Source organism: Amnibacterium soli, assembly GCF_039544415.1.
Lineage (GTDB): Bacteria > Actinomycetota > Actinomycetes > Actinomycetales > Microbacteriaceae > Amnibacterium > Amnibacterium soli.
Genome location: NZ_BAABLP010000001.1, coordinates 755,813 through 770,337 on the forward strand (window position 1 = coordinate 755,813; position 14,525 = coordinate 770,337).

Here is a 14,525-nt window from a genome sequence, read left to right on the forward strand (position 1 = left end):
CGGAGGGGTCTTGACCGACACCATCCCCACCACCGACATCGAGCGCGCGATCGACGCGACGCACGACGACTTCGACGGCGAGCAGTTCGACCTCGAGGAGCGCCAGTCGCTCCGCCGCGTCCAGGGCCTCTCCACCGAGCTCGAGGACGTCACCGAGGTCGAGTACCGGCAGCTGCGCCTCGAGCGCGTCGTGCTGATCGGCGTCTACTCCCGAGGCCAGGTCGAGGCCGAGACGAGCCTCCGCGAGCTCGCGGCACTCGCCGAGACGGCCGGCGCCCAGGTCATGGACGGCCTGCTGCAGCGCCGCAACCACCCGGACTCGTCCACCTACTTCGGCTCCGGCAAGGCGGAGGAGCTGCGCGACGTCGTCCGCATGGTCGGCGCCGACACCGTCATCGCCGACACCGAGCTGGCGCCGAGCCAGCGGCGCGCGCTCGAGGACGTCGTGAAGGTGAAGGTGATCGACCGCACCGCGGTGATCCTCGACATCTTCAGCCAGCACGCGAAGAGCCGCGAGGGCAAGGCGCAGGTCGAGCTCGCGCAGCTGCAGTACCTGCTGCCGCGCCTCCGCGGCTGGGGCGACTCGATGTCCCGCCAGGCCGGTGGCCAGGTCGGCGGCGCGGGCGCCGGCATGGGCTCGCGCGGTCCCGGTGAGACGAAGATCGAGCTCGACCGGCGGCGCATCCACTCCCGCATGGCGAAGCTGCGCCGCGAGATCGGCGAGATGGCGCCGGCGCGCGCCGTCAAGCGGCAGAACCGGGTGCGCAACGCCGTGCCGTCGGTCGCGATCGCCGGGTACACGAACGCCGGCAAGTCGAGCCTGCTGAACCGGATCACGAAGGCCGGCGCGCTCGTCGAGAACGCGCTGTTCGCGACCCTCGACACGACCGTGCGCCGCACGGAGACCGAGGACGGCCGGCCCTACACGCTGGTCGACACCGTGGGGTTCGTGCGCAACCTGCCCCACCAGCTGGTCGAGGCGTTCCGCTCGACGCTGGAGGAGGTCGAGCAGGCCGACCTGGTGCTGCACGTGGTCGACGCCTCCCACCCGGACCCCGCTGCGCAGCTCGCGACGGTGCGCCAGGTGATCAGCGAGGTCGGCGCGCGCGACGTGCCCGAGCAGGTCGTGTTCAACAAGGCGGACCTCGCCGACGAGGCGACCCGGCTGGTGCTGCGCGGCATGGAGCCGACTGCGCTGTTCGTGTCGGCGCGCACGGGCGAGGGCGTCGACCGGCTGCTGGCGACCATCGCGGCCGAGCTGCCGGTGCCGCGGCACGAGGTGACGGTGCTCATCCCGTTCGACGAGGGCGGCCTGGTGTCGATGATCCACGAGAAGGGCCGCGTGCTCGCGACCGTCTACGAGGAGACCGGCGCCCGGATCCAGGCCCTCGTCGGCGACGAGGAGCGCGCGGCGCTCGAGCCGTACCTCGTCTGATCCGGCACGTCCCGCGCCCGCTCCGATGACCCGTCCCGCCTCCCCGGAGGCCCCTCGGGTCGGGGAGCGGGCCGGGGCGCTGCAGCGCCGGCTCGGGTTCCGGCCGCCGCTGGACCCGTCGAACCTCTACGGGCACCTGGCGGCCACCGCCGTGCCCGGCGTCGAGGAGTGGGCGCAGGGCGCGTACCGCGCGGCGGTGCGGCTGCCGCACGGGGCCGCCGTGATCGAGGTCGGGCTGCCGGACGGGGACGAGGTCCCCGTCGAGCTGCGGCTGGAGGACCCGCGCGACGAGGACGAGGCGCTGCGCCGGGTGCGGCGCACCTTCGACCTGGACCTCGACCCGTCGGCGATGGCCGCGGTCCTCGAGGCCGACCCGGTGCTCGCGCCGCTGGTGGCCGCGGCGCCCGGGCGGCGCGTGCCGGGCACGCTCGACCCCGCCGCGATGGTGCTGCGGGCCGTGCTCGGCCAGCAGGTGTCGACCGCCGCCGCGCGGACGCACGCCGCCCGGCTCGTCGCCGCGTTCGGCCGGCCGCTGCCGACCCCGAGCGGCGGGCTGACCCGCCTGTTCCCGGAGGCCGCCGCGCTCGCGGCCGAGCCGGAGCGGGTCGCGGAGGTCGCGCGCCTGCCGCGGACGCGCATCCGCACGCTGCTCGTCGTCGCCACCGCGCTCGCCGACGGCGCCGTGGACCTCGGCGACGAACCGGCGGCGGTGCGGGCCGCGCTGCTCGCGCTGCCGGGCATCGGCCCCTGGACCGCCGACACGGTCCTCATGCGGGCGCTCGGGGACCGCGACGCGTTCCTGCCCGCCGACCTCGGCGTCGTGCTCGCCGCGCGGCGTCTCGGCCTGCCGGACCGCCCGCGCGAGCTCGATGCCCGCTCACGGCGCTGGTCGCCCTACCGCGCCTCCGCGGTCCAGTACCTCTGGACCACCGGCGTGCACGCGGTCAACACCCTGCCGGTGGACTAGCCGCCGAGGGCGCCCCGCCACGTCCGCAGCGTCGCCGCCTGGTCCGCCGGCAGCCGCGCGAGCAGCGCCGCCACGTCGAGGCCGGCGAGGAAGGCGCGGAACGCCCCCTCCGACGTCGTCCCGCGCGAGGCCAGCAGGTCCGCGACCGCCGCCTCCTTGCTCGGGCGCCCCTGCCCGATCGCGAGGGCCCCGGCGTTGGCGATCGTCTCGAGGTAGTCGGCGACGATCGCGTCCTCCTCGACGTCTGCGAGCACGAGCAGGATCGCCGCGATGAGCCCCGTGCGGTCCCGGCCGCCGGCGCAGTGGAACAGCACGGCGCCCGGGGGTGCGGTCGCGATCGCGGACAGGACCGCGACGGTGCGCTCCGGCATCGCGGCCAGGTGCGGCAGGTAGTAGAGCGGCGTCCCGACGAGCCCGTCGTCCCAGTAGCCGGCCCAGAACGCGGCGTGCTCGAGCCCGTCGTGGTCGACGTGCAGGTCCACCGTCCCGGCGGGCACCGCGGCGCGGTGGTCCGCGCGCTCGCCGGGCTGCCGCAGATCGAGGACGGTGCGCACCCCGTGGGCCCGCAGCGCCGTCCACCCGCCGTCCGGCACCCGGTCCGGCTGCTCGGAGCGCACGAAGACGCCGCTCGGCGTGGTGCCGCCGCCCCGCCGCGGCAGCCCGTCGAGATCCCGCGCGTTGTGCAGTCCCTCGACCCGCAGCGGCTCAGACATCGCGGTGCTGCGTGAGCAGCAGCGCGGGCACCCACACCACGGCCAGCCAGCCCGCGAGGGCGAGCAGCGCGGCCCACAGCGCCATCGAGGCTTCGGCGGGTCGCGTGAAGAGCACGCCACCCGCGTTGGAGAGCAGGAGGTCGTTCGCGTGCAGGGCCCACTCCGCCTGGAGCGCACCCGCGATGAGCGCCAGGATGATCGGCGCGACGAAGAGCAGCGCCGTCAGCACGGTGATCCCGGCCGCGGAGGCGCGCACGAGCGCGCCCAGCCCGACGGCGAACGCGCCGATCACCGCGAGGTACACGGCCCCACCGATCAGCACGCCGACCGCCTCGCCGTCCAGCCCGACGGAGACGCCCTTGCCGCCGTAGAGCACCGCGATGAGCCCGAAGCTGCCGAACGTGATGACCGCCCCGAGCACGAACGACCAGGCGGCCACGACCAGCGCCTTGGCCACGAGCGCGGGCCAGCGGCGCGGCACGGCGGTGTAGGACGAGCGGATCTGCAGCGTCGCGTACTCGCCGCCGATCGCGAGCACGCCGAGCACGCCGACGACCAGCGCGACGAAGCTGAGGCTGACGGTCGAGCCGTCCAGCGCCGTCGCCGTGCCGCCCTGCGAGCCCGGGTCCACCGCGGCGCCGAAGAGCAGCGCCGTGAGCGCGGCGAGCAGCAGCGCGACCGCGGTGGTCCAGAAGGTGCTGCGGACGGTCACGAGCTTCAGCCACTCCGAGCGGAGCACGCGGCCGAAGCCGACGCCGCCGGTGCCCGCGGGAGCGGCCGCCGTCGCCGCGGTCACGCCGCGCTCCCGGCCGTCGTCGGCTCGGCGCTGCGGTACTCGACCTCGTCCGCGGTCATCGACATGTAGACCTCCTCCAGGGACGAGCCCACGGTCGTGAGCTCGTGCAGCGCGATGCCGGCGCCCGCCGCCAGCTCGCCGACCGCGGCCGCATCGAGCCCCCGCACGTCGAAGCGCTCGCCGGCGTCCGGCGCGGTCGTGCCGCCTCGCGCCCGCAGCAGCGCGGCCAGCTCGGTGCCGCGCGGCGAGGCGACGCTCACCCGCGACCCGCCGCCGGCGATGAGCTCCGCGATCGGGGTGTCCGCGAGCACGCGGCCCCTGCCGAGCACGATGACGTGGTCGGCGGTCTGCGCCATCTCGCTCATCAGGTGCGACGACAGCAGCACCGTGCGGCCCTCCGCCGCGAGGGCGCGGACGAACGTGCGCACCCACCGCACGCCGTCGGGGTCGAGCCCGTTGACCGGCTCGTCGAGGATCAGCGTGGCCGGGTCGCCGAGCAGCGCGGCCGCGATGCCGAGCCGCTGGCCCATGCCGAGGGAGAACCCGCCGACGCGCTTGTCCGCGACGTCGGTCAGGCCCGCGAGGCCGATCACCTCCTGGACCCGCCGGTCCGGGATGCCGTGGGTCGCCGCCAGCACGCGGAGGTGGTTCCGGGCGGTGCGTCCGCGGTGCGCGGCCCGCGCCTCGAGCAGCGCACCGACCTCGTGCAGCGGGGCTCCGTGGTCGCGGTAGCGCCGCCCGTTCACCACGACGGAGCCGGCGGTCGGGGCGTCGAGGCCCACGATCATCCGCATCGTCGTCGACTTGCCGGCGCCGTTCGGGCCCAGGAAGCCCGTGACCACGCCGGGCCGGACCCGGAAGTCGATCCCCGCCACGGCGGTCCTCGCGCCGTAGCGCTTCACCAGTCCGGTCGCCTCGATCACGCCGCCCTCCCGGGCGTCGGTCGATCCGCGCACCCCGGACCACCGTAGGAGGGGCCGCGGACGGGCGGGTCGTTCCGACCCCAAGTTCATCCGAGCGGAGGAGGGGGCTCCCGCGGCACGGCGCCGCGGGAGCCCGCGCTCACACGGAGCGGAGGATCGCGACGACCTTGCCGAGCACCACGGCCTCGTCGCCGAGGATCGGCTCGAACGCGCTGTTGCGCGGCAGCAGCCAGGTGTGGCCGTCGCGCTGGCGGAACACCTTCACGGTCGCCTCGCCGTCGAGCATCGCCGCGACGATGTCGCCGTTGTCCGCGGTCTGCTGCGACCGCACGACGACCCAGTCGCCGTCGCAGATGGCGGCCTCGATCATCGACTCGCCGACGACCTTGAGCATGAAGAGGTCGCCCTTGCCGACGAGCTGGCGGGGGAGCGGGAAGACCTCGTCGATCTGCTGCTCCGCCGTGATCGGGATGCCCGCGGCGATCCGGCCGACGAGGGGCACCATCGCGGCGTCGCCGAAGGGCACGGAGGGCGCGTCCGCCTCCACGGTGGTCGACGTCGGCACCGGGATGATCACCTCGAGCGCCCGCGGGCGCTTCGGGTCGCGGCGCAGGTAGCCCGAGAGCTCGAGCTGCTTCAGCTGGTGGGTGACGCTCGAGAGCGACGCGAGGCCGACCGCGTCGCCGATCTCGCGCATGCTCGGCGGGTAGCCGCGGGTCGCGACGGACCGCTGGATCGCCTCGAGGATGGCCTGCTGCTTCGGCGACAGCGAGGTGCGCCGTCGGGTGCGGCGCTCGGTGCCCACCGCGGTCCCGGTGGGCGCAGTGCCGGTCTGCTCGTCCGTCATCGGTCCTCCACGCTCCCGCGTCCCCGCGCGACCCCTGATCGGGAGTCACACCGATGTTATTCGCTCGGCCCGTCCAGCGCAAACATGTGTTCGAGACTCCGTCCGCCGCTGTCGGTGCCCCGCTCGAAGATGTGCTTGCCCGTTCGAACACTCGAAGCTATGTTCGAACACGACGGCGGATGCGGGAGGGGATCGCGATGTTCACGGTGCAGAACGACTGGGTCACGTACGAGGAAGCGGTCGAGCCCGTGGCCGTGCGCCGCGTCGCCGTCCGGGGCGGGGCGGCCTGCGCGCAGCGGCTGCCGGTGGCGCGCGATCCGCGCGCCGTGCCGGCGCCGCAGCGCGCGGCCGCCCGCGCCGCGGCTCCGGCCGCTCCGGTGGGCGGGACCGCACGGGACGCCCGACGGGCCGAGCGCAGGCGGCTGCGCCTGACCCGCCGCGGGCGGGTGGTGCTGGTCGTGCTGCCGACGCTCCTGGCGCTCTCGGGCGTCCTCCTCGCGGCGGCGCCCGGCACCGCCGAGGCGGCGCCCCGGGTCGAGCCCGCCCGCACGGTGGTCGTCGGCACCGGTGACAGCCTCTGGTCGATCGCGGAGCGCGTGGCGCCCCGCACCGACCCCCGCATCACCGTGGCCGCGCTCGAGCGCGCGAACGGGCTGCGCGACGGCGTCGTCGCCGCGGGCGCGACCCTGGTGCTGCCCCTGCCCTGAGCCCGACGGGCCACCGGGGAGTCCGCACGGCGCCGTCTGCGAGAATCGTGGACGTGACCTCGCTCGCGGATCTGCCGCTGCGTCCCGACCTCGTCGGTCGGACCGCCTACGGCGCCCCTCAGCTGCACGTGCCCGTGACGCTCAACGTGAACGAGAACACCCATCCGGTGCCGGACGAGGTGCGCGCCGAGATCGTGCAGCGCGTCGCCGCGGCCCTCGACGAGGTCAACCGCTACCCGGACCGGGAGTTCACGGCGCTGCGCGAGGCCCTCGCCGGCTACCTCGGCCACGGGCTGAGCCCGGCGCAGCTCTGGGCGGCGAACGGCTCGAACGAGGTGCTGCAGCACGTCTTCCAGGCGTTCGGCGGTCCGGGCCGCACGCTCCTGACGTTCCCGCCGACCTACTCCATGTACCCGAACTACGCGGTGACGAGCGGCACGGCCGTCGTCGAGGGCGTGCGGGACGACGACTTCCGGCTCTCGCCCGAGACCGTGGTGCACGAGATCGAGCGGGTGCGGCCGGACATCGTGATCCTGGCCGCCCCGAACAACCCGACGGGCACACCGGTCGGGCTCGACACGATCCGCGCCGCGTACGACGCGACCGACGGCGTGCTCGTCGTCGACGAGGCCTACGGCGAGTTCATGCCGGCGGACGCCCCGAGCGCGCTGACCCTGCTGCCCGGCAGGCCGCGCCTCGCGGTGTCGCGCACCATGAGCAAGGCGTTCGCCTTCGCCGGCGCCCGGCTGGGCTACCTCGCGGCCGACCCGGCGTTCACCGACGCGCTCCGGCTGGTCCGCCTGCCGTACCACCTGTCCGCGATCACGCAGGCCGCCGCGCTCGGCGCGCTCGCCCACGCCCCGCTCATGCTGCGGATGGTGGACGAGATCCGGGTGCAGCGGGACCGCACCGCGGCGGGGCTGGAGGCGCTCGGCTACCGCGTCTGGCCGAGCTGGACGAACTTCCTGCTGTTCGGCGGCGTCGACGACCCTGCGGCGCTCTGGCAGGGCCTCCTCGACCGCGGCGTGCTGATCCGCGACCTCGCGATCCCCGGCGCGCTGCGCGTCAGCGCGGGCACCGCAGCCGAGACCGACGCGTTCCTCGACGCGATGGCCGCCCTCACGCCGGTGGGTGCCCGATGACCCGCACCGCCTCCCGCTCCCGGTCCACCTCCGAGTCGTCGGTCGAGCTGTCGATCGACCTGGACGGCACCGGCGCCTCGCGCGTTCGCACCTCCGTGCCGTTCCTCGACCACCTGCTGACCGCGTTCGCGAAGCACTCGCTGACGGACCTGACCGTGACCGCCTCCGGCGACACCGAGATCGACGTGCACCACACGGCCGAGGACGTCGGCATCGTGCTCGGCGACGCGATCCGGGAGGCGCTCGGCGACAAGCGCGGCATCGCGCGGTACGGCGACGCGACCGTGCCCCTCGACGAGGCGCTGACGCGCGCGGTCGTCGACCTGTCGGGCCGTCCGTACCTCGTGCACGGCGGCGAGCCCGCGGGCTTCGAGCTGCACCTGATCGGCGGGCACTTCACCGGCTCGATGGTGCGGCACGTCTTCGAGGCGATCGTCTTCAACGCCCGCATGACCGCGCACGTCGACGTGCTCGCGGGCCGCGACCCGCACCACATCGCCGAGAGCGAGTTCAAGGCCTTCGCCCGCGCCTTCCGCGCGGCGAAGGCGTACGACCCGCTGGTGGCGGGCGTGCCCTCCACCAAGGGCGCGCTGTGACCGGGTCCGCCAAGCGCGTGGTGGTGTTCGACTACGGCAGCGGCAACGTGCACTCCGCCGTCAAGGCGCTCGAGGCCGCGGGCGCGGACGTCGAGCTGACGGCCGACCGCGCCGCGGTGCAGGAGGCGGACGGCCTCTACGTCCCCGGCGTCGGCGCGTTCGGCGCGGTGATGGCCGGGCTGCAGGCGGCCCGCGGTCCGGAGCTGATCGAGCGGCGCCTCGCAGGAGGCCGTCCGGTGCTCGGAGTCTGCGTGGGCCTGCAGGTGCTGTTCGACCGCGGCCTCGAGGGCCCCGACGAGGTCGAGGGGCTCGGCCAGTGGCCGGGCACCGTCGAGCGGCTCGAGGCGCCGGTCCTGCCGCACATGGGCTGGGACCTCGTCGACGCTCCGGCCGGGTCGCGGCTGTTCGCCGACCTGCACGACGAGCGCTTCTACTTCGTGCACTCCTACGGCGTCCGGACGTGGACGCTCGAGCCCTCGAACAGCCTCGCGGCGCCGCTCGTCACCTGGGGCGAGCACAACGGCCGCTTCGTCGCCGCCGTCGAGAACGGCGTGCTCGCGGCGACGCAGTTCCACCCCGAGAAGTCCGGGGCCGCCGGCCTCCGGCTGCTGACCAACTGGCTGGAGACCCTGTGAGCCATCCCGACCCGTCCTTCATGCAGCGCCCGCTGGTGCTCCTGCCCGCCGTCGACGTCGCCGGCGGCCAGGCCGTGCGGCTCGTGCAGGGCGAGGCCGGCAGCGAGACCGGCTACGGCGACCCGATCGAGGCGGCGCGGGACTGGGCGTCGCAGGGCGCGTCGTGGATCCACCTCGTGGACCTCGACGCCGCGTTCGGCCGCGGCAGCAACGCGGGCGTCATCCAGGCGGTGATCGACAGCGTGGAGGACGTGCGGGTCGAGCTGTCCGGCGGCATCCGGGACGACGCCTCGCTGGAGGCCGCCCTGGCCACCGGCGCCCAGCGCGTGAACATCGGCACGGCGGCGCTCGAGGACCCGGCGTGGACGGAGCGCGTCATCGCGCTCTACGGCGACCGCATCGCGGTGGGGCTCGACGTGCGCGGCACGACGCTCGCCGCCCGGGGCTGGACCCGCGAGGGCGGCGACCTGTGGGAGGTCCTCGAGCGCCTCGAGCAGGCCGGCTGCGCGCGCTACGTGGTGACCGACGTGGCCAAGGACGGCACCCTCGCCGGGCCGAACCTCGAGCTGCTCGGCGAGGTGCTCGAGCGCACCGGCAAGCCGGTCGTCGCCTCCGGCGGCATCTCGTCCGTCGACGACCTGCGGGCGCTCCGGTCCCTGACCGACGCCGGGCTCGAAGGCGCGATCGTCGGCAAGGCGCTGTACACGGGCGCCTTCACCCTCACCGAGGCCCTCGCCGCCGCGACGCTGTGAGCGGGAGCGACTCGGCGGGGCGGCCCTGGGCGGGCCGCTCCTTCGAACCCTCGCCCTGGGCGGGCGACGACGGCACGGCGGACGCCGGCTACGTCGCCGCCCTCGCGGCGTTCCGTGCGGGGGAGACGGGGCCGGAGGCGGTCGTGGACGCGCTGCGCGGGGCCCGGCTGCTCGTGCCGCTGCTCGCTGAGGTGGGCGCGACGGGCGAGACCGCGTCGGGCCACGTCTTCGACAAGCAGGCCGAGCTCGCGCTCGTCACGGTCGCCGGACCGGACGGCCGCCGGGTGCTGCCCGCGTTCTCCTCCGCCGACGCCATGCGCGCGTGGAACCCCTCCGCCCGTCCGGTGCCGGCGCCCGCCCGGCAGGTCGCGCTCGGGGCCGCGAGCGACGGCACCGAGCTCGTCGTGATCGACCCGGCGACCGATCGCTTCGGGCTGCGTCGCAGCACGCTCGAGGCCCTCGCGAGGGACGTGCCGTGGACGGCGCCGTTCCACGACCCGGAGGTGGGCGCCGCCCTCCGCCGGGCGGTCGCCGACGAGCCGGCGGTCACGACGGCCCGGGTCGGCACGGACGACCCGCGGGCCTCGCTCGACGGCGCCGAGGTGCTCGTCGTGGTCGTGCTCCACGAGACGCTGGACCGGCAGCAGGTCGCCGAGCTGATGGCGCGCGTGCAGCGCCGCTGGACCGAGGACCCGGTCGTCCGCAGCCGGGTCGACTCGATGGCCGTGCGCCTCGAGGCGTCGTTCTGCTGAACCCGGTGCGCTGAACCCGGGCGCGCGGGACCGGCCGAGACCGACCCCGCGGCGCTAGAGCGTCCGGGCGGGGGCCGGTGCGGCCGCCAGCAGCGCCGCCTCGAGCACGCCGACCGCGCGCTCGAGGGTCGCCAGCTCCTCCGCCGGCACCTCCTGCAGGATCGACGCGACTCCGGTGGCCCGCGCCTGCCGGCCCTCCGCGACGGCGGCGACGCCGTCGGGCGTCAGCCGGATGAGCTGGGACCGGCCGTCGTCCGGGTCCGCGGCGCGGGCGACGAGGCCGCGGCCCTCGAGGTCGGCGACGAGCCGGGTCATGCCCGGCGCCGCGATGCCCTCGACGCGTGCGAGGTCGCCCGGACGGATCTCGCCGGAGCGCTCGATGGAGGCGAGCGCGGAGAGCGCGACGTGCGTCAGGGCCTCGGCGGGCGGCCGCAGGCGGCGGTTCAGGCTGCCGGCCACGAAGGCCAGGCGCTCCGCCAGTCCCGCGGCCTCCGCCGCCGAGCCCGTCCGCTCATCGGTCATCGCGCGCGATCCGCCTCCGTGCTGCTCGTGTCGTGCGACGCCGCCGCCGACTCGGCGCGGTCCGCGTGCTCGGCGTGCGCCAGGGCCACACGATAGGCGATCGCGTCGTCCGCCTGGGCGAGCACGGCCTCCCCGCGGGCCTCGCCGGCGGTCGCCGCGACCGGCTCCGCGCGGAGCTTGCCGCCGCCCGCGAGGGTGGCCACCGCGCCGATGACGGACATCGCGGCGGCCGCGATGAACACGATCACCAGGCCGTCGTGGAACGGGCCGGCGATGAGGTTCGGGAAGAACTCCTTGCCCGTCAGGGCGGCGGAGTCCGCGGCGGGCAGGGACTTCAGCAGGCCGGTCGGCCCGAGCAGCGTCTCGATCGGGTTGTAGCCGAGGAACGCCGCGAACAGGCTGCCCACGGGCGGGATGTTCGCGACCGCGTCCGCGGCCCGCGCCGGCACCGAGTGGGCGGTGAGGCCGGACCGCAGCGCCTGCGGCAAGGAGCCGGCGAGGCCCGCGACCATGAGCGAGAAGAAGATGCCGATGGACAGCGACGAGCCGGCGTTCAGCACCGTGCCCGCCATGCCCGAGGCGGAGCCGCGCTGGTTCGCGGGCACGCTGCCCATGATCGTGGCGCGGTTCGGCGCACCGAACATGCCGGAACCGACGCCGTTCAGGAACGTGATCACCGCGAACACCGGGTAGGCGAAGTCCACCGGGATCAGCAGCAGCGCCACGAACGTCGCCGCGGTGAGCAGCAGACCGGTCGTCGCGAGGCCGCGGGCGCCCCAGCGGTCGGAGAGGATGCCCGACACCGGACCCGAGATCAGGAAGCCGACGGTGAGCGGCAGCAGGTAGATGCCGGCCCAGAGGGGCGTGTCCTCGTATGAGAACCCGTGCAGCGGCAGCCAGATGCCCTGCAGCCAGATTATGAGCATGAACTGCAGCCCGCCGCGGCCGACGGAGGCGAGGATGCCGGCCAGGTTGGCCATCGCGAACGGGCGGGACTGGAAGAGGCGCAGCTGGAACATCGGCGCGCGGCTGCGCAGCTCCACGGCGACGAAGACGCCGAGCAGCACGATGCCGCCGATGATGCTGCCGAGCACCCACGGGTTCAGCCAGCCGGTCGCGTCGTCCCCGTAGGGCTGGATGCCGTAGGTGATGCCGGTCAGCAGGGACGTGAGGCCCAGCAGGAACAGCAGGTTCCCGGGGATGTCCAGCGAGCCCGGGTTCCGGTCGCCCACCTCGTGCAGGGACTTGTAGGACCAGATCGTGCCGAGGATGCCGAGCGGCACCGAGACGATGAACACCGCGCGCCAGTCGATGACCGCGAGCAGGCCGCCGAGGATCAGGCCGATGAAGGAGCCCGCGATCGCGGCGATCTGGTTGATGCCGAGCGCCATGCCGCGGCGCTCGGCGGGGAACGCGTCGGTGAGGATCGCGGTCGAGTTCGCGAACAGCATGGCGGCGCCGATGCCCTGGAACACGCGCCAGAGGATCAGCCAGAGCGCGCCCGCCCCCTCCATGAAGGGATCGAGGGACAGGGCGATCGCACCGATCGTGAAGAGCACGAAGCCGGCGTTGTAGATCTTCACGCGGCCGTACATGTCGCCGAGCCGGCCGAAGCCGACCACGAGCACCGCGGTGACGAGCATGAAGCCCATCAGCATCCACAGCAGGTAGCTGGTGTTGCCCGGGTCGAGGGCGTTCAGCTTGATCCCGTTGAAGATCGCGGGCAGCGAGATGAGGACGATCGACGAGTTGATCGTCGCCATCAGCATGCCGAGCGTGGTGTTGCTGAGGGCCACCCACTTGTAGTGCGGGTGGTCCTTGTCGAAGAGGCCCCTGCTGGGGGCCGACGCGGTGGTGCTCAAGAGATGCCTCGGCGGGAGTCGGAGGTGGACCGGACGCCGTCGGCCGGGAGGATGCTTACCTGCAGGCAACTATATGAGTCGCCCCAGGATTCCCGGGGTCACGCCGCGTCGGCGCCGGCCTCCGTCGCGTGGTGCCGCGTCGCCTGCCCGTCGCGCCACGTCCGGTAGCCGCCGTCGAGGTTGGCGACGTCGTGGCCGAGCTGGGACAGGAGGCGGGTCGCGGTCCAGCCGCGCTGGCCGACCTGGCAGTGCAGGGCGATCCGGCCCTCCGGCAGCTCGCCGTGCCGCTCGCGCAGCTCGTCGAGCGGCAGGTTCACCGCCCCCGGGATGGCGCCGGCCGCGAACTCGGCGGGGCTGCGCACGTCGACCAGCGTCCAGCCGTCCCGCAGCAGCCCGGGCAGCTCGTGCCACTGCACCGCCTTCGCGGTGCCGTCGGCGAGGTTGCCCGCCACGTAGCCCAGGAGGTTCACGGGGTCCTTCGCGGACCCGAACTGCGGCGCGTACGCCAGCTCGAGCCGGGACAGCGCGGAGGCGGGGATGCCGCCCGCGATCGCGGTGGCGAGCACGTCGATGCGCTTGTCGACGCCGTCGCGCCCGACGATCTGGGCGCCGAGCACGCGGTCGTCCGCGGCGTCGACGAGCAGCTTGATCGACAGCGTCGTCGCGCCCGGGTAGTACCCGGCGTGCTGCGCGGGGTGCGTGTGGAGCACGCGGTGCGGCCTGCCCGCCGCTCGGAGCCGGCGCTCGGTCCAGCCCAGCGTCCCGACCGCGAGCCCGAACACGCCGACGATCGCCGTGCCGAGCGCCGGTGCGGCCTCCTCCGGGGCGCCGGCGATCACGTCGGCGACCGCGCGGCCGTGACGGTTCGCCAGGCCGGCGAGCGCGACGAGGACGGGCTCGCCGTCGACCGCGTCCCGCTTCTCGACGGCGTCGCCCGCGGCGAGGACGTCGGGGTCGGAGGTGCGGTGCAGCGCGTCCACGGCCACGCCGCCGGTCGGACCGATCGCGAGCCCGGACCGTGCGGCGAGGTCGGCGCGGGGTGCGACGCCCGTCGCGTCGACCAGGAGGTCGGCGGGCAGGCGCTCGCCGTCCGCGAGCAGGGCCGCGCCGTCGGCGACCCCGGTCACCGCGGCGCCGAAGCGCAGCTCGACGCCGTTGGCGCGCAGCTCCTCGTGCACCGGCGCCGCCATCTCCGCGTCGAGGTTCCGAGCGAGCACCTGGTCGCCCTGCGCCGCGAGCACCACCCGCAGACCGCGCCGCACGAGGTTCTCCGCGGCCTCGACGCCGATGTAGCCGCCGCCGGCGACCACCGCCGTGCGGGCGCCGCGCTCGACCGCCGCGACCAGGCCGTCCATGTCGCCCACGGTGCGTAGCGCGTGCACCGGGATCGAGCCGTCGGACGGCAGCGCCGTCGCCGCTGCGCCCTCCGCCAGCACCAGCCGGTCGTAGTCGAGGTGCAGCTCGTCGCCGCCGGGTGCGCGGACGTGCACCCGCTTCGCCGCCCGGTCGAGCGCGGTCACCTCGTGCCGCAGGCGGATGTCGAGGCGGAAGCGCGTCGCGAGGCCGTCCGCGTCGCGCAGCAGCGCCGAGCGCTCCTCGATCACGCCGCCCACGTGGTACGGCAGCCCGCAGTTCGCGAACGAGACCTCGTCGCCCGCCTCCAGCACCACGATCTCCGCCGACTCGTCGAGCCGGCGCAACCGCGTCGCCGCCGACATCCCGGCGGCCACGCCGCCCACGATCACCACGCGCATCCGCGCTCCCTCCGCCGGTCGGACCCCACCGGTCACGTCTCGAGCCATGGGACGAGCTTGGCCGGTCGGAGGGGGTGCTCGGGCGCCGTCGGGCAGGATCGCCTCCGGAGTCGAGGAGGCGT

Annotated in this window: 15 protein-coding genes; 8 read left to right on the forward strand and 7 right to left on the reverse strand. The window is 75.0% G+C overall.

The annotated features are described in order from the left end of the window. The first annotated feature begins 22 nt into the window (after positions 1-22). Together hflX and ABEA53_RS03730 are read left to right on the forward strand one after the other, a co-directional pair. Positions 23-1,435 carry a GTPase HflX gene (gene hflX / locus ABEA53_RS03725; protein ID WP_345479681.1) on the forward strand — a complete coding sequence of 471 codons (1,413 nt, stop codon included), beginning with the start codon at positions 23-25 and terminating at the stop codon, positions 1,433-1,435. 25 nt (positions 1,436-1,460) lie between these two features. After that, positions 1,461-2,402 carry a DNA-3-methyladenine glycosylase family protein gene (locus ABEA53_RS03730; protein ID WP_345479607.1) on the forward strand — a complete coding sequence of 314 codons (942 nt, stop codon included), beginning with the start codon at positions 1,461-1,463 and terminating at the stop codon, positions 2,400-2,402. Here ABEA53_RS03730 and ABEA53_RS03735 read toward each other — a convergent pair. The 4 genes from ABEA53_RS03735 to lexA form a co-directional block, all read right to left on the reverse strand. Next, a complete protein-coding gene (locus tag ABEA53_RS03735; protein ID WP_345479608.1) occupies positions 2,399-3,115 on the reverse strand; it encodes a tyrosine-protein phosphatase in 717 nt (238 codons plus the stop codon). The genes ABEA53_RS03730 and ABEA53_RS03735 overlap by 4 nt on opposite strands. Beyond that, positions 3,108-3,911 (reverse strand): hypothetical protein, encoded by an 804-nt coding sequence (locus ABEA53_RS03740; RefSeq protein ID WP_345479609.1) that lies wholly within the window; start codon positions 3,909-3,911, stop codon positions 3,108-3,110. The genes ABEA53_RS03735 and ABEA53_RS03740 overlap by 8 nt, the downstream gene beginning before the upstream one ends. Next, positions 3,908-4,834, reverse strand: a complete 927-nt coding sequence (locus ABEA53_RS03745) for an ABC transporter ATP-binding protein (protein ID WP_345479683.1) — start codon at positions 4,832-4,834, stop codon at positions 3,908-3,910. Before ABEA53_RS03745 ends, ABEA53_RS03740 begins: the two co-directional genes overlap by 4 nt. A 139-nt stretch (positions 4,835-4,973) precedes the next feature. After that, positions 4,974-5,681 (reverse strand): transcriptional repressor LexA, encoded by a 708-nt coding sequence (gene lexA, locus ABEA53_RS03750; RefSeq protein WP_345479610.1) that lies wholly within the window; start codon positions 5,679-5,681, stop codon positions 4,974-4,976. A 197-nt stretch (positions 5,682-5,878) separates the two neighbouring features. Here lexA and ABEA53_RS03755 point away from each other — a divergent pair, with 197 nt between their 5' ends. From ABEA53_RS03755 to ABEA53_RS03780, 6 genes are read left to right on the forward strand one after another with little or no spacing between them, the layout of a single operon-like run. After that, positions 5,879-6,388 carry a LysM peptidoglycan-binding domain-containing protein gene (locus ABEA53_RS03755; protein ID WP_345479611.1) on the forward strand — a complete coding sequence of 170 codons (510 nt, stop codon included), beginning with the start codon at positions 5,879-5,881 and terminating at the stop codon, positions 6,386-6,388. Between the two features lie 53 nt (positions 6,389-6,441). Beyond that, entirely contained in the window at positions 6,442-7,530 is a 1,089-nt protein-coding gene (locus tag ABEA53_RS03760) for a histidinol-phosphate transaminase (RefSeq protein WP_345479612.1), read from the forward strand. Further along, the gene (hisB, locus tag ABEA53_RS03765; protein WP_345479613.1) at positions 7,527-8,126 is read left to right on the forward strand and encodes an imidazoleglycerol-phosphate dehydratase HisB; all 600 of its coding nucleotides are present in this window, start codon (positions 7,527-7,529) and stop codon (positions 8,124-8,126) included. Before ABEA53_RS03760 ends, hisB begins: the two co-directional genes overlap by 4 nt. Next, positions 8,123-8,761 carry an imidazole glycerol phosphate synthase subunit HisH gene (gene hisH, locus ABEA53_RS03770; RefSeq protein ID WP_345479614.1) on the forward strand — a complete coding sequence of 213 codons (639 nt, stop codon included), beginning with the start codon at positions 8,123-8,125 and terminating at the stop codon, positions 8,759-8,761. Before hisB ends, hisH begins: the two co-directional genes overlap by 4 nt. A gap of 20 nt (positions 8,762-8,781) precedes the next feature. Next, complete coding sequence (priA, locus tag ABEA53_RS03775; RefSeq protein WP_345479616.1) at positions 8,782-9,513, forward strand: bifunctional 1-(5-phosphoribosyl)-5-((5-phosphoribosylamino)methylideneamino)imidazole-4-carboxamide isomerase/phosphoribosylanthranilate isomerase PriA; 732 nt, start codon at positions 8,782-8,784, stop codon at positions 9,511-9,513. Next, a complete protein-coding gene (locus ABEA53_RS03780; protein ID WP_345479617.1) occupies positions 9,510-10,265 on the forward strand; it encodes an SseB family protein in 756 nt (251 codons plus the stop codon). Before priA ends, ABEA53_RS03780 begins: the two co-directional genes overlap by 4 nt. Positions 10,266-10,319: 54 nt before the next feature. Here ABEA53_RS03780 and ABEA53_RS03785 read toward each other — a convergent pair whose 3' ends face one another. The 3 genes from ABEA53_RS03785 to ABEA53_RS03795 form a co-directional block, all read right to left on the reverse strand. Then, a complete protein-coding gene (locus ABEA53_RS03785; RefSeq protein WP_345479618.1) occupies positions 10,320-10,787 on the reverse strand; it encodes a MarR family winged helix-turn-helix transcriptional regulator in 468 nt (155 codons plus the stop codon). Next, positions 10,784-12,649 (reverse strand): MFS transporter, encoded by a 1,866-nt coding sequence (locus ABEA53_RS03790; protein WP_345479619.1) that lies wholly within the window; start codon positions 12,647-12,649, stop codon positions 10,784-10,786. The genes ABEA53_RS03785 and ABEA53_RS03790 overlap by 4 nt, the downstream gene beginning before the upstream one ends. A gap of 98 nt (positions 12,650-12,747) precedes the next feature. Next, the gene (locus ABEA53_RS03795; RefSeq protein WP_345479620.1) at positions 12,748-14,403 is read right to left on the reverse strand and encodes an FAD-dependent oxidoreductase; all 1,656 of its coding nucleotides are present in this window, start codon (positions 14,401-14,403) and stop codon (positions 12,748-12,750) included. Positions 14,404-14,525 lie beyond the last annotated feature (122 nt).